The 14,186-nt window shown below is 59.3% G+C and carries 10 protein-coding genes and 2 pseudogenes; 3 read left to right on the plus strand and 9 right to left on the minus strand.

Translation table 11 applies throughout. The features are described 5' to 3' along the window. Nucleotides 1-82: 82 nt before the first annotated feature. The 5 genes from ACA066_RS06355 to ACA066_RS06375 form a co-directional block, all read right to left on the minus strand. Nucleotides 83-784, minus strand: a complete 702-nt coding sequence (locus ACA066_RS06355) for an ABC transporter ATP-binding protein (protein WP_019580929.1) — start codon at nucleotides 782-784, stop codon at nucleotides 83-85. Further along, nucleotides 785-1,552 carry a high-affinity branched-chain amino acid ABC transporter ATP-binding protein LivG gene (gene livG, locus ACA066_RS06360; protein ID WP_497698551.1) on the minus strand — a complete coding sequence of 256 codons (768 nt, stop codon included), beginning with the start codon at nucleotides 1,550-1,552 and terminating at the stop codon, nucleotides 785-787. Continuing rightward, nucleotides 1,549-2,805: a high-affinity branched-chain amino acid ABC transporter permease LivM gene (locus tag ACA066_RS06365; RefSeq protein WP_497402383.1), complete on the minus strand. Its 1,257-nt coding sequence runs from the start codon at nucleotides 2,803-2,805 to the stop codon at nucleotides 1,549-1,551. Before ACA066_RS06365 ends, livG begins: the two co-directional genes overlap by 4 nt. Continuing rightward, the gene (gene livH, locus ACA066_RS06370; RefSeq protein WP_462007204.1) at nucleotides 2,802-3,725 is read right to left on the minus strand and encodes a high-affinity branched-chain amino acid ABC transporter permease LivH; all 924 of its coding nucleotides are present in this window, start codon (nucleotides 3,723-3,725) and stop codon (nucleotides 2,802-2,804) included. Before livH ends, ACA066_RS06365 begins: the two co-directional genes overlap by 4 nt. Nucleotides 3,726-3,957: 232 nt before the next feature. Further along, on the minus strand, nucleotides 3,958-5,085 hold the full coding sequence (locus ACA066_RS06375) for a branched-chain amino acid ABC transporter substrate-binding protein (protein WP_497698552.1): 1,128 nt from the start codon (nucleotides 5,083-5,085) through the stop codon (nucleotides 3,958-3,960). A gap of 339 nt (nucleotides 5,086-5,424) precedes the next feature. On the opposite strand from ACA066_RS06375, the gene ACA066_RS06380 reads away from it, so the two are divergent. After that, entirely contained in the window at nucleotides 5,425-5,730 is a 306-nt protein-coding gene (locus ACA066_RS06380) for a DUF2288 domain-containing protein (protein WP_084321763.1), read from the plus strand. A gap of 304 nt (nucleotides 5,731-6,034) precedes the next feature. Here ACA066_RS06380 and ACA066_RS06385 read toward each other — a convergent pair whose 3' ends face one another. Continuing rightward, nucleotides 6,035-8,236, minus strand: a complete 2,202-nt coding sequence (locus ACA066_RS06385) for a hypothetical protein (RefSeq protein ID WP_497698553.1) — start codon at nucleotides 8,234-8,236, stop codon at nucleotides 6,035-6,037. Nucleotides 8,237-8,471: 235 nt separating this feature from the next. Between ACA066_RS06385 and ACA066_RS06390 the strand changes: the two are divergent. After that, nucleotides 8,472-8,552 (plus strand): annotated as a pseudogene (locus ACA066_RS06390) (hypothetical protein); the annotation flags it as partial. On the opposite strand, the pseudogene ACA066_RS06395 reads toward ACA066_RS06390, so the two are convergent. Then, a pseudogene (locus ACA066_RS06395) lies at nucleotides 8,539-9,013 on the minus strand (EAL domain-containing protein); the annotation flags it as partial. The pseudogenes ACA066_RS06390 and ACA066_RS06395 overlap by 14 nt on opposite strands. A gap of 59 nt (nucleotides 9,014-9,072) precedes the next feature. Then, entirely contained in the window at nucleotides 9,073-9,438 is a 366-nt protein-coding gene (locus ACA066_RS06400) for a YkgJ family cysteine cluster protein (RefSeq protein ID WP_497698554.1), read from the minus strand. A 302-nt stretch (nucleotides 9,439-9,740) separates the two neighbouring features. On the opposite strand from ACA066_RS06400, the gene ACA066_RS06405 reads away from it, so the two are divergent. After that, nucleotides 9,741-11,090: a spinster family MFS transporter gene (locus ACA066_RS06405; protein ID WP_497698555.1), complete on the plus strand. Its 1,350-nt coding sequence runs from the start codon at nucleotides 9,741-9,743 to the stop codon at nucleotides 11,088-11,090. Between the two features lie 198 nt (nucleotides 11,091-11,288). On the opposite strand, the gene rapA is transcribed toward ACA066_RS06405, so the two are convergent. Then, on the minus strand, nucleotides 11,289-14,135 hold the full coding sequence (gene rapA / locus ACA066_RS06410; RefSeq protein ID WP_497698556.1) for an RNA polymerase-associated protein RapA: 2,847 nt from the start codon (nucleotides 14,133-14,135) through the stop codon (nucleotides 11,289-11,291). Between the last annotated feature and the right edge of the window lie 51 nt (nucleotides 14,136-14,186).

Genomic DNA, 14,186 nt, shown 5'->3' on the forward strand with positions numbered 1-14,186 from the left:
GCCACAGGGTTCATTGGGTCAGCCATTATCGATAGGTACAAAAAAACGGCCCGAAGGCCGTTTTTTTGTTTACCGCAAACGCTCAACCACCGAGGTACGCTTCGCGCACTTTCGGGTCGGTCAGCAGCGCTTCGCCGGTGCCTTGCATCACCACCCGGCCGTTCTCCAGAACGTACGCGCGGTCAGCGATTTTCAGTGCCTGGTTGGCGTTCTGCTCCACCAGGAACACCGTCACGCCATCCTTGCGCAGCTGCTCGATGATGTCGAAGATCTGCTGGATGATGATCGGTGCCAGGCCCAACGATGGCTCGTCAAGCAGCAACAGCTTGGGCTTGCTCATCAGCGCACGGCCGATGGCGAGCATCTGCTGTTCGCCGCCGGACATGGTGCCGCCGCGCTGGGCGAAGCGTTCTTTCAGGCGTGGGAAAAGTCCGAGAACCTTGTCCATCTGTTCCTGATAATCGCCCTTGTCGGTGAAGAATCCGCCCATGGCGAGGTTTTCTTCCACGGTCAGGCGCGCAAACACTCGACGACCTTCCGGCACCACTGCGATGCTTTTACGCATGATCTGCGACGAGTCCTGGCCGACGAGCTCTTCGCCCATGTAGCGGATGCTGCCGCTGTGGGCTTGCGGCGAACCGCAGAGGGTCATCAGCAGGGTCGACTTGCCGGCACCGTTGGCACCGATCAGGGTCACGATTTCGCCCTGGCGGACTTCGACGTTGACGCTGTGCAGGGCCTGGATCTTGCCGTAGAAGGTGGAAACGTTTTCGAATTGCAGCATTTACGCTTCCCCCAGGTAGGCTTTGATCACTTCAGGATTGTCGCGGATCTGTTCCGGCGTGCCGTTGGCCAGAGGCGTGCCCTGGTTGATCACGACGATGTGGTCGGAAATGCTCATGACCAGCTTCATGTCGTGTTCGATCAGCAGCACGGTGACGTTGTGCTCTTCGCGCAACATGCTGATCAGCGCCTTGAGGTCTTCGGTTTCCTTCGGGTTCAGGCCGGCGGCCGGTTCGTCGAGCATGAGGATCCGCGGGCGGGTCATCATGCAGCGGGCGATTTCCAGGCGACGTTGCTGACCGTAGGCCAGGGTGCCGGCCGGACGGTTGGCAAACTCCTTGAGGTTGACCTTGTCCAGCCAGAACTCGGCGAATTCCATCGCCTCGCGCTCGCTCTTGCGGAACCCCGGAGTCTTGAACAGGCCTGCCAGGAAGTTGGTGTTCAGGTGGCGGTGCTGGGCGATCAAGAGGTTCTCGACCGCGGTCATCTCCTTGAACAGCCGCACGTTCTGGAAGGTGCGTACCACGCCTTTGAGGGCGATCTTGTGGCCGGGCAGGCCTTCGATCGGCTCGCCGTCCAGCAGGATGCTGCCACCGCTCGGTTTGTAGAAACCGGTCAGGCAGTTGAACACGGTGGTCTTGCCGGCGCCGTTGGGGCCGATCAGTGCCACAACCTGTTTTTCTTTCACAGTCAGGGCCACGCCGTTGACCGCCAGCAAGCCGCCGAAGCGCATGCTCAAATTGTCTACTTTAAGGATCTCGCGGCTCATTTGCGCAGCTCCATGTGAGGACGTTGCATGGGCAGCAGACCTTGAGGACGCCAGATCATCATCAGCACCATCAAGGCGCCGAACATCAACATGCGGTATTCACTGAATTCACGCATCATTTCCGGCAACAGGATCATCACCACGGCCGCGAGGATAACGCCCAGTTGCGAGCCCATGCCACCCAATACGACGATGGCGAGGATGATCGCCGACTCGATGAAGGTGAAGGACTCCGGTGTCACCAGACCCTGACGGGCGGCGAAGAAACTGCCGGCGAAACCGGCGAAGCTGGCGCCCAGGGTGAAGGCCGACAGTTTGATCACCGTCGGATTGAGCCCCAGGGCACGGCAGGCGATTTCATCTTCACGCAACGCTTCCCACGCACGGCCGATCGGCATGCGCAGCAAACGGTTGATCACGAACAGCGCAGCCAGAGCCAGCAACAGTGCAACCAGGTACAGGAAAATCACCTTGTTGATGGAGTTGTAGGCCAGACCGAAGTATTCGTGGAACGTCTGCATGCCTTCGGCAGCCTTACGCTCGAACGTCAGGCCGAAGAAGGTCGGCTTTTCAATGTTGCTGATGCCGTTCGGGCCGCCTGTGAGGTCGGTGAGGTTACGCAGGAACAGACGGATGATTTCACCGAAGCCCAGCGTCACGATTGCCAGGTAGTCACCGCGCAGTCGCAGTACCGGGAAGCCGAGCAGGAAGCCGAAGGTGGCCGCCATCAGGCCGGCGATCGGCAGGCAGATCCAGAAGCTCAAACCGTAGTAATGCGACAGCAGCGCATAGCTGTAGGCGCCGACGGCATAAAATCCGACGTAACCAAGGTCGAGCAGGCCGGCCAGGCCGACCACGATGTTCAGGCCGAGGCCGAGCATCACGTAGATCAGCACCAGGGTGGCAATATCCACCGCCCCGCGAGAACCGAAGAACGGCCAGACCAGGGCGCCGACGATCAACGCAATGATGATCCAGCGCTGGGTGGACGGCAGGGTCAGGAAGTGGCTGGTCTTCGCCGGGATCAACGGCATGTTGGGTGAGGAACGCCAGGCCGAGCTGATCTGCTGGTCGAACAGCACGCGCAGGAACATCAGCACCGAGCACACCGCGATGGTGATCAGTGTGGCGTTACTGGTGCCGTGCACTTCGAGGTGGATGCCGACGATGGTCAGTTTCAGGCCCAGTACCGGGTACGCCACGGCCCACACCAGCAAGGCACTGAACAGTGCCTGTTTAAGATTCCTAGTCATACTTTTTCAACCTCCGGACGGCCCAGGATGCCGGTCGGCCGGAACAACAGAACCAGAACCAACAAGCCGAAAGCCACGACGTCCTTGTACTGGTCGCCGAAGATATCGGCACCAAAGGCTTCCGCCACCCCTAATACCAACCCGCCGAGCATGGCCCCGGGGATGCTGCCGATACCGCCAAGCACCGCTGCGGTGAAGGCCTTGAGTCCGACGAGGAACCCGGCGTTTGGATTGATCACACCGTATTGCATGCTCAGCAAGACGGCCGCGATGGCTGCCAGTGCGGCACCGATGACGAAGGTCAGGGCGATGATGTTGTTGGTGTTGATACCCAGCAGGTTGGCCATCTTGATGTCTTCGGCACAGGCGCGGCAGGCACGACCCAGGCGAGAGCGGGAGATGAACAGTGTCAAGCCGAGCATGGCGACCAGGGTCACCACGAACACCACGATTTGCATGTAGGAAATCAGCACTTCATGTGCACCACCTGGCCCGAAGGTGAAGCTGCCGGGGATCAGGTTGGCAATGGATTTGTCCTTGGAGTCTTGCGCCAGCAGAACCGTGTTCTGCAGGAAGATCGACATGCCGATGGCGGAAATCAGCGGGATCAGACGGTTGCTGCCGCGCAAGGGGCGGTAGGCGATCCGTTCGATGCTGTAGCCGTAGGCACTGGTCACGACGATAGTCGCGAGGAAAGCGGCGGTGATCAACAGCGGAACGCTGTCGAGCCCCAGCATGGCCAGCCCGGCGATGGCGATGAACGCCACGTAGGAGCCGATCATGTACACCTCGCCGTGGGCGAAGTTGATCATTCCAATGATGCCGTAAACCATCGTATAGCCGATGGCGATCAGGGCATACGTGCTGCCAATGGTCAGACCATTAACCAGCTGTTGGAGGAAGTGATAGATGTCAGGCATTACAGCGCTCCTAAAAACCTGATACGCATTTCACTGGTGGAGTCATTTTCCCGCTCGAGCCCCGTGGATCTGCATCCACTTCGAACGCGAGGTTTGCCAGCGAACCGCTGATGACGGTTTTGAGATTTTCAGGCGGGGAGGCTGGCGGATCACGCCAGCGCGGCCCAATACGTTCGTAAAACAAAGCCCACGGCACGCCGTGGGCTTTATTGGCAGTCAGTCAGGCAAGGCCTTACTGAGGCGAAGCTTCAGTTTTTGATTTGCCGAAGTGCCACTCGTAAACCACAAATTTGAAGTCCTTCAGGTCGCCTTTGTCGTCGAAGCTCAGGTCGCCAGTCGGGGTCTTGAAGGTGCCCTTGTGGATGGCTTCAGCCACTTTGGCAGTGTCTTCGGACTTGGCGGCCTTGATGCCGTCGGCGATCACGGTCACAGCCGAGTAGGCCGGGAACACGAACGGACCGCTCGGGTCTTCTTTTTTCGCTTTGAACGCATCAGCCAGGGCGACGTTGGCCGGATCCTGGTCGAAGGATTTCGGCAGAGTCACCAGCAGACCTTCCGAAGCCTTCTGAGCGATCTGCGAGATCGAGTCGTTACCCACGCCTTCCGGACCCATGAACTTGGCTTTCAGGCCTTTTTCATCCGCCTGACGCAGGATCAGACCCAGCTCAGGGTGGTAGCCGCCGTAGTAAACGAAGTCGACGTTGGCTTGTTTGAGTTTCTGGATGATCGACGAGAAGTCCTTGTCGCCGGCGTTGATGCCTTCGAACACGGCAACCTTGGTGCCTTTTTTCTCGAGGGTTTGTTTAACAGCGGTGGCGATGCCTTCACCGTATTGCTGTTTGTCGTGCAGGACAGCAACGATTTTCGGTTTTACGTGATCGGCAATGTAGTTACCGGCGGCAGGGCCCTGGGCGCTGTCCAGACCGATGGTGCGGAACACCATTTTGTAACCACGGTTGGTGATGTCCGGGCTGGTGGCAGCCGGGGTGATCATGATCACGCCTTCGTCTTCGTAGATGTCCGAAGCCGGTTGAGTGGAGCTGGAGCACAGGTGACCGACCACGAACTTGACGCCGTCGTTGACGACCTTGTTCGCGACAGCCACAGCTTGTTTTGGATCACAGGCGTCATCGTATTCAACGGCTTCGAGTTTCTTGCCGTCTACGCCGCCCTTGGCGTTGATCTGTTCGATGGCCATTTTGGCGCCACTGAACTGCATGTCGCCGTATTGGGCTACAGGACCGGTTTTAGGGCCGGCGATGCCGATCTTGATGGTGTCAGCTGCGAACGAATGGCTGGCAACCCCGGCCAGAACCATAGCGGCAAACAGTTTGGAAATCTGCTTAGTAGCCTTAGTCATAGTGCTCCACTCTTACTGTTGTAGTTTTTATAGTCCTGGCGCCGTAGCAGCAGAACCGGGTCAGATATCTTCGACATCCTCCGGAAAATGCCCCCGGCAACTGTACCGGTACAGTGTAGAGCGCCGATTGTTAGCCTGGGAAGCTGGCGCCAGGGGGCAAAATCAGGGGGTGTCGCTTTTTTGAAAGAAAAAGACAGAATTGCGGCGGGGGCTTCAGCTGAAATATCAGCAATCCTTGGCTTTCCTGCAGTTTTCAATCGGTGACTCAATTGCTTCCGGGTTTTTCTGCCAGACCACCAACGTTATCATCCACGTCGATTTCTTTTCCGGACAGGACCCATGACTCAAGAACCTAGCACCCTCTATGCCAAGCTGCTTGGTGAAACCGCATCTATTACCTGGAAAGAGCTGGAGCCGTTCTTCGCCAAGGGTGCCCTATTGTGGGTCGATCCCGGTCTGGATTTGATCGCGGCGGCCGAGGCCGTGGCGACGGACGAAGGCGAGAAAGTGGCTGCCTGGCTGGCCGCCGACGAGGTCGCCAAGCTGTCTGAAACGCGGGCGCTGGATCTGTTCGAACGCGATCCGGAGTTGTGGGCAGTGGTGGTTTCGCCGTGGATTCTGATCCAGGAAAGGGCGACGAAGTGAATCTCTGCACCGAATGAGTGCACTGGTTCGCCGAACAAAAGTGTGTAGCCGAGTAGCGTGATGGCATGTTGCCGTAGAGAAAGGCCACAGAAGGGTCTTGGCGAGGGTGACGTAAACGTAACGGGAACAGTTTATTGAGCAGCCGATGGGCTGCTTAATTGTTTCTGGATGTTGTAATTTGCGGTGAATGTGCTGGCCCCAATCGCGAGCAGGCTCGCTCCCACAATTGACCGAGTTATTCCAGGAGGAATGCGATCAAATGTGGGAGCGAGCCTGCTCGCGATTGGAGCGACGCGGTGTCAAGTCAGACCGAGAACGTCTTGCCGGTATGGTTATTCAACGAAATAACCTTGGTCTTGCCAATCCGGTGACGGTAGATCTCGCGCAGGTACTTGATCGCCTTCTTCACGCAATCGCGCGACAGGCGAATGTCATTGATCGAGACGAACTTGTCCTTGTCGCTGATCAGCTCGCGATACTTCTTCTCGTACATCGGTTTGATCGCATACCAGTTGGTATCGAGGATCTTCGCCGGGTTTTCGAACTCGTTGAGCAAGTCGTCGATCAGGTCTTCGTCAAACTCTTCATTGATGATGAAGTCCAGGATCGAGTTATCCAGCGTGTCGTCGAAGCGGTACGGGTTCTTCGCGAAGCAGCGCTTGATGAACGCGACGATCAGCGTCAGGAAATCGTCCGACAGGCATGGGCTCTTGGCGATCAATGTGGTCAACGACAAGTTGGCCGACGCGCCGATCACCAGGGCATAACGCTTGAGCGTGGTGTTCGGGAACAGGCTGTTGAGGTGAGTCTTCAACCGGTTCAGGTCCATGTAGGACAATTTGTAGTCCTTCGGCAAGGACACGATCGAGACCACCGACGAGCAGTTCTTGAAGAAGTGCAGGTCGTGCAACGCGGCCGCGTCATAACCGGAATTCTTGTACTGCTCCAGCGACGCCCGATAGCGCTTGGATTCGATCGGCAACAGGCTGATGCCTTCGATGGCCTGGGTGACCTTGTTGAAGTGCGGCAGGTCGATGGAGCGGAAGAACAGGTCATCGATGTTCAGGCGCTGCGGCTCTTTTTCGAACACCTTGAACTTGTCGCTGCTCGGCGGCGGCGTTTCCGGCACTACGGATTCGGCGTAGGCAATCGCCACCGGGCCGGCCAGACTCATGAACAGGTCGTTGGCGTCGAGGCGAATGGTCTCGCCGATGTCGATGCCGGCGCGACGGAAATAGTTCTGGTCGTAGTCAGTCGTGACCGCCTGCGCCGTCAGAATATTGAAGATCTGCTGCGAGATGTACTGGTTGGCGTGCTTTTCCATCGCGTTGACGTCGATGTTCTGGATGTTGCCGTCATCGCTTTCTTCGGCATAACGCATGATGTCGTTGGAGATCAGCATCATGGCGTTCCATGGGCGGATACGACCCATGACGCTGGCTTCGCTGCTGTCTTCATTGGCGAAGTTGTAGGAGAAGTCCCACTCTTCCGACAGGTATTTGCACAGCAGGCGACCGGCGTTGATGTGCAGCGCCTCGGACATTTCACTGCGGTGATCGGAAATGTTCGGCAGTACGCAAATGCCGCTGGTGAAGATCGGCTCGAAGACGAAGGAATGACCGCTCTTGCCGTCATGCTCGTCCATCGGCTTGGTGTCGAACGTCTTGTTCATGTACGAGTGCTGCTGGGCCAGGCCGAATTCCGAAGCCATGCCCGAACCGGTACCGCCGCCGGCACTGAAGATCGAGAAATACAGGCGCGACTGGTTGGCCTTGATGCCGCAGCTGTCGATCAGGTACGAGTGAATCATCTTCCAGTCCGGGCTGGAGAAACGCTGGGTGTCCTTGTTCAGGATGATCTTGGCCAGGTACTGGCCGAGGATCGGCGCGTTACCGGCGCCACCGGCGTGGACTTCCGACAAGTCCATGATTTTCATTTTGCTGTAGTCGCGCAGGAAGCCGCTTTTTTCGCCCTTGCGCGAGAAACGGATGCGACCGGCGATGTCTTTGTCCAGGTCGCCGAGCATCACCAGCGGCTCGACCAGAAACACCGGTTTGGTGGCCTTGTTCGGCCCCAGGCGCAGGTTGTTGCGGATCCACTGGGCCGGGCTGTAGCCCTTTTCGGCGTAGCGTTTGTCCGGCGACAGGCGGTCTTCGTTGTTGAATTCGTTGAGGTAGAACTTGCGCGCGTTGTACACCAGCTCCGCGACGTCCAGCGCAATGTTCGAGCCGCAGCGACCGAGGCCGATCAGGCACACCGACGGGAATTCCTGATCGCTGTGCTGTTCGTTATCGCCTTCCAGGTGCGGCGGGCGCGGGAACACCAGGTCGCGCAGGCCGTCGAGGTTATCGAGGATGCGGTCCGTGTTGGTTTCGGTGAAATACAGGTATTGCTGAGTCGCCAGCGGGCGCGACGGCGTCAATGGCTTCGACGGTGCGGGGCTGTTCGCCGCGGGGCTCAGCGTCAGATCGGATATCGCAGTGGCCGGATTGTTTTTGGAAGTCATTGTGCGCCATGTACCTGGGCTGGTCGGTCGGGCGACTGCTGTCGTCGAACCGTCACGGATGGGTTCTCGCGTCTTTATTTCAGCGCGTAATTGGCCCAAGCGTCAGGGGGTTGGCCTGAGCATCACTCGGGGGAATCCTTTCCTTAGTCATGATAAATCGGCCAATATTTGGCGATCTTTAATCGAAAACAAGGCCAAATGATGTCAACCCTACCTTCGTTGGGTTTTGACGGGCCGCTTCGAACCCGTGAAGTGGCACGTGCGCACGCTGCTCAAGGACCTCGACATCGCTGTGAAGTTTTCCCGTGCTTTGGGGATGTCCTGGATGAACGATCGATCGATCTTCAGCGTGTTGAGTGGCAGGCGCTTGAGGTAGGTCAGGGAGGAATAACCGGTGCCGAAGTCGTCGATCGACAGCGAAACGCCGAGGGCGCGGATCTGGCGCAGCAATACCAGCTTCTCGGCGAGGTTGTTCATCAGAGCGTTCTCGGTCACTTCCAGTTCCAGGCGCTGCGGCGCGACCCCGGCTGCCCGCAGCGCCTGTTCGATTTCATTGGCCAGCGCTTCACGCGCGAGGTTCAGGGGCGAGCGATTCACGGCGATATGAAGTGCTTCGCAACCCTGGCGCGACAACGCGGCCAGGTCTTCGCAGGCTTTGCGCAGGACCCAATTGTCCAGCTCGGCGATCAGGCCGTTGGCCTCGGCGATGCCAATGAACCGGTCCGGTGCCAGCAGTTCGTGAACCGGATGTTGCCAGCGAGCCAGCGCTTCAAGCCGTAGTGGCACATTGGCTCTAATGATTTTGGCATTGGCTTGATAGCGTTTGGCGCTAAGGCTCAGGCGATCTGCTCAAAAGGCATTTCGAACTCGGGTTGCAGGGCGGGCAGGCCGAATGCCGCCCTGGCTGCATCACAATCCACGTTCGCCTCGCCATTGGCCCACGCGGCGTCGAATTCCCGACAGGTGCTGGAGCGCTTGTCATAAATCGAACACTGCACGGTGCTGCCCACTTCGCCGACCAGCCCGATACAACGGGTGGGCTTGCAGTCCGTGCCGAGCATGGCGACCCGGCTGGGGCTGATCGGCGCGACAAGCTCGTCGGGCACCGTTCCTCCCGCCGAGGTGCACTCTCCCCAGAAAAAAGAGACACGAAAATGAGAACAGCAGGCACCGCAATTCAGACACGGACTGGCTTCGGACATGGGCGATAATCAAAGGAGAGTGGGGGACGGTGGGGCAGACAAGGCCGCTATTCTAGGCTTCGCAACGGGCTTTGGAAGGGGGGCGAGAGGTATTTTTTTTTACGTCTGACAGGGCTGTTGAAACAACGGTTTTACCCTGTAGTCACTGGGCTTTAGCGGTCCGCAGGGCCGGGCATTGTGCGCAGGCTCGCCATGGGCTGATATCAGCCTTACGAATCATTACAGACAGCTACGGCGAGCCTGACTAGATTGCAGGTTCCGGAGACGGTGAAGCCCTCAATAACAATCAAAGAGACGGACTCATGCAGAACTCGACCCAAGCGACGAATGCCTGGCGCATTCTGTTCCTGCTGTTCCTGGCCAATCTGTTCAACTTCTTCGACCGCACCATTCCCGCCATTATCATCGAGCCAATCCGTATGGAATGGCACCTCAGCGATTTTCAATTGGGGATCTTCGGGACCGCATTCACCATCGTCTACGCGATTGCCGGCCTGCCTTTGGGGCGGATGGCCGATACCGGCTCACGCGCCAAACTGATGGGCTGGGGCCTGGCAGCGTGGAGCGGGCTGACCGCCGTTAACGGGCTGGTGGGCAGTTTCTGGAGTTTCCTGATCGTGCGCATGGGCATCGGTATTGGTGAAGCCAGTTATGCACCCGCCGCCAATTCATTGATCGGCGACTTGTTCCCTGCCCACCGCCGTGCGCGCGCGATGGGTATTTTCATGCTGGGTTTGCCATTGGGACTGCTGCTGGCGTTCTTCACTATCGGCTGGATGGTCAAGGTCTTCGACAGCTGGCGTGCACCGTTTTTCATCGCGGCAGTGCCGGGGCTGATCCTGGCGATCTTCATGTTTTTCATCAAGGAGCCGAAACGCGGCGCGGCCGAAAGTGTGCAGGTCTCGCAGGAACGTGTGGACCGGCCGATCCGCCGAGTGCTGGCAGTGCCGACATTCCTGTGGCTGGTCATGGCGGGGCTGTGTTTCAACTTTGCCAGCTATGCCTGCAACTCGTTTATGGTGCCGATGTTGCAGCGTTATTTTCTGATGCCTTTGCATGAGGCCGCCGTGGCAACGGGCGTCATCGTGGGTGTGACGGGGCTGTTCGGCTTGACCTTGGGAGGTTGGGTCGCGGACAAGATTCACCAGCGCGTGGCCAATGGGCGACTGCTGTTTGCGGGATTCAGCCTGATCATCTCGGCGGTGTGCACCGCTTGGGCGTTGCATGCGGGGCGGATCGAAATCGGGGTGTTTGTGGCGATGTTCAGCGTCGGCTGGTTGTTTGCCTACAACTTCTACACCTGCGTTTACACGGCGATTCAGGACGTGGTCGAACCGCGCCTGCGGGCGACCGCAATAGCGTTATTCTTTGCCGGGTTGTATTTGCTCGGTGGTGGATTGGGGCCGGTGGTGGTGGGTGCTTTGTCCGATCACTTTGCGCACACGGCCATGCTGGCGGCCGGTGCCGAGCAGATGACCGAAGCGTTCAAGGCCGTCGGGCTACATGACGCGATGTACCTGATCCCGGTGGCGCTGTTCTTTACGATGGTGTTTCTGTTTCTGGCATCACGGTGTTTTGTGCGGGATGCGAAGCGGATGAAGGATGGTTTGGTGGCGGTGGTTGAGCCGCAGATACCGGCGGTCACCGCGTAGAAAAATTGGAATAGAGAACTTGTAGGAGTCGGCTTGCTGGCGATGAGGGCCGGTTAATCACCGTCAAATTCAAGGACCTCATCGCCAGCAAGCCGGCTCCTACAGGGATTGTTGTTGTGGCGGAGGTTGTGGTTTTTCGAGGCAAAAAAAGGCCCGCATCGCTGCGGGCCTTCTTTTTTGCGGTGGAGCAGGGGGCGATTAACCCGCCACCAACACTCGAATCGCTTCCAGTCGCAACGCAGCCTTGTCGAGCATGGCCAGGCCTTGCTCACGCTGTTTGCGCAAGGCAACCAGTTCGCTGTCCCGTACGGTCGGGTTGACCGCTTGCAACGCGGTCAGACGCGCCAGTTCTTCATCGGTATCGGCAGCCAGGCGACGCTGCGCCTCAGCCACACGCTCGGCGTGACGCGGGAAGATCTTCTCTTCACCGGCGTTGATCCGTGGCGTCAACTGATCGCGCTGGGCCTGGATGAACTTGTTGGCGCTGGCGCGCGGCACGCTTTCCAATTGATCGTTCAGGGTTTCGAACGACACGCGGGCGGACAGGTCGTTGCCATTGGCATCGAGCAGGCAGCGCAGCGCGGCCGGCGGCAGGTAACGGCCCAGTTGCAGCGAGCGCGGCGCAACCACTTCGCTGACGTAGAGCAATTCCAGCAACACGGTGCCAGGTTTCAGCGCCTTGTTCTTGATCAGCGCCACGGCGGTGTTGCCCATCGAACCGGACAGCACCAGGTCCATGCCGCCCTGCACCATCGGGTGTTCCCAGGTGATGAACTGCATGTCTTCGCGAGACAGCGCCTGGTTGCGGTCGTAGGTGATGGTCACGCCTTCGTCGTCGCCCAGCGGGAAGCTGGCGTCGAGCATTTTTTCACTCGGCTTGAGGATCAGCGCGTTTTCCGAATGGTCTTCGCTGTCGATGCCGAAGGCGTCGAACAGGGTTTCCATATAGATCGGCAGGGCGAATTGATCGTCTTGCTCAAGAATGTCCTCGACCAGCGCATCACCTTCGCCAGCACCGCCGGAGTTGAGCTCCAGCAAACGGTCGCGGCCAGTATGCAGTTCGGCTTCCAGACGCTCACGCTCGGCGCGGGCTTCGTCGATCAGCGCTTGCCACTCGCCATCGTCGGCATTTTCCAGCAGCGGCAGCAGGCGCGGGCCGAACTGGTGCTGCAAGGCGTTGCCGGTCGGGCAGGTGTTGAGGAACGCGTTCAGCGCTTCGTGATACCACTGGAACAACCGCTCTTGCGGGCTGGTTTCCAGGTACGGCACGTGCAGTTCGATGATGTGCTTCTGGCCGATCCGGTCGAGACGACCGATCCGCTGCTCCAGCAGGTCCGGGTGCGACGGCAGATCGAACAGCACCAGGTGGTGCGAGAACTGGAAGTTGCGACCTTCACTGCCGATTTCCGAGCAGATCAGCACTTGCGCACCGAACTCTTCGTCGGCGAAGTAGGCGGCGGCGCGGTCACGCTCGAGGATGTTCATGCCCTCGTGGAACACCGTGGCCGGGATGCCGGAACGCACGCGCAGGGCGTCTTCCAGATCCATGGCGGTCTCGGCGTGGGCGCAGATCACCAGCACTTTGGTGCGCTTGAGCATCTTCAGCTGATCGATCAGCCACTCGACGCGCGGGTCGAATTTCCACCAGCGTTCTTCTTCGTTGGCGTCCGGCTGGGCCTGGAAGCTGACTTCCGGGTACAGCTCGGCGTGATCGCCCAGCGGCAGTTCGAGGTATTCGTCGGGGCACGGCAGCGGATACGGGTGCAGTTTGCGTTCCGGGAAACCCTGCACCGCGGCGCGGGTATTACGGAACAGCACGCGGCCGGTGCCGTGGCGGTCCAGCAGTTCGCGGACCAGACGGGCGCTGGCTTCGGTGTCGCCATCGTTGACGGCGGTCAGCAGCGCTTCGCCCTCGTTGCCGAGGAAACCGTGAATGGTCTTGTGCGCTTCAGGCGACAGGCGCCCCTTGTCCAGCAGCTCCTGAACGGCTTCGGCCACCGGGCGATAGTTTTCGCTCTCGGCGCGGAAAGCGTGCAGGTCATGGAAACGGTTCGGGTCGAGCAGGCGCAGACGTGCGAAGTGGCTGTCCTGACCCAGTTGTTCCGGGGTCGCGGTCAGCAGCAATACGCCAGGAATGACTTCGGCGAGTTGTTCGACCAGCGAGTATTCCGGGCTGGCCTTGTCTTCGTGCCACACCAGGTGGTGGGCTTCGTCGACGACCATCAAGTCCCAACCGGCGGCGAACAGCGCGTCCTGAGCCTTCTCGTCTTCCACCAGCCATTCCAGCGCAACCAGCGCGAGCTGGGTGTCTTCGAACGGGTTGGCGGCGTCGCTTTCGATGAAGCGTTCTTCGTCGAACAGCGCGACTTGCAGGTTGAAGCGGCGGCGCATCTCGACCAGCCACTGGTGCTGCAGGTTTTCCGGGACCAGGATCAGCACGCGGTTGGCGCGACCCGAGAGCAGTTGGCGATGGATCACCAGGCCGGCTTCGATGGTCTTGCCCAGGCCCACTTCGTCCGCCAGCAGAACCCGCGGCGCAATGCGGTCGGCCACTTCACGGGCGATGTGCAACTGGTGCGCGATCGGTTGCGCACGCACGCCACCCAGGCCCCAGAGGGAGGATTGCAACTGACGGCTGGTGTGTTCAAGCGTGTGGTAGCGCAGGGAGAACCAGGCCAGCGGGTCAATCTGCCCGGCGAACAGACGGTCGCTGGCCAGACGGAACTGAATGAAGTTCGACAGCTGGGTTTCCGGCAGGGTGACCACTTCGTTCTGCGCGTTGAGGCCGTGGTAGACCAGCAGGCCGTCGACGTCGTCGACTTCCTGGACAGTCAGTTTCCAGCCTTCGAAGTGAGTGATCGAGTCGCCCGGCGAAAACCGCACGCGGGTGAGGGGCGCATTCCGTAGCGCGTACTGGCGAGTGTCGCCAGTGGCCGGATAGAGCACGGTCAACAAGCGGCCGTCCTGTGCCAGAACGGTGCCCAAACCCAGCTCGGCTTCGCTGTCACTGATCCAGCGTTGCCCCGGTTGATACTGCTGCGCCATGCTGCCTGACTCCCACCTTGAAAAAGCGGGCTATCTTAACGGAATGAGGGC

Source organism: Pseudomonas sp. LBUM1651 (assembly GCF_059716135.1).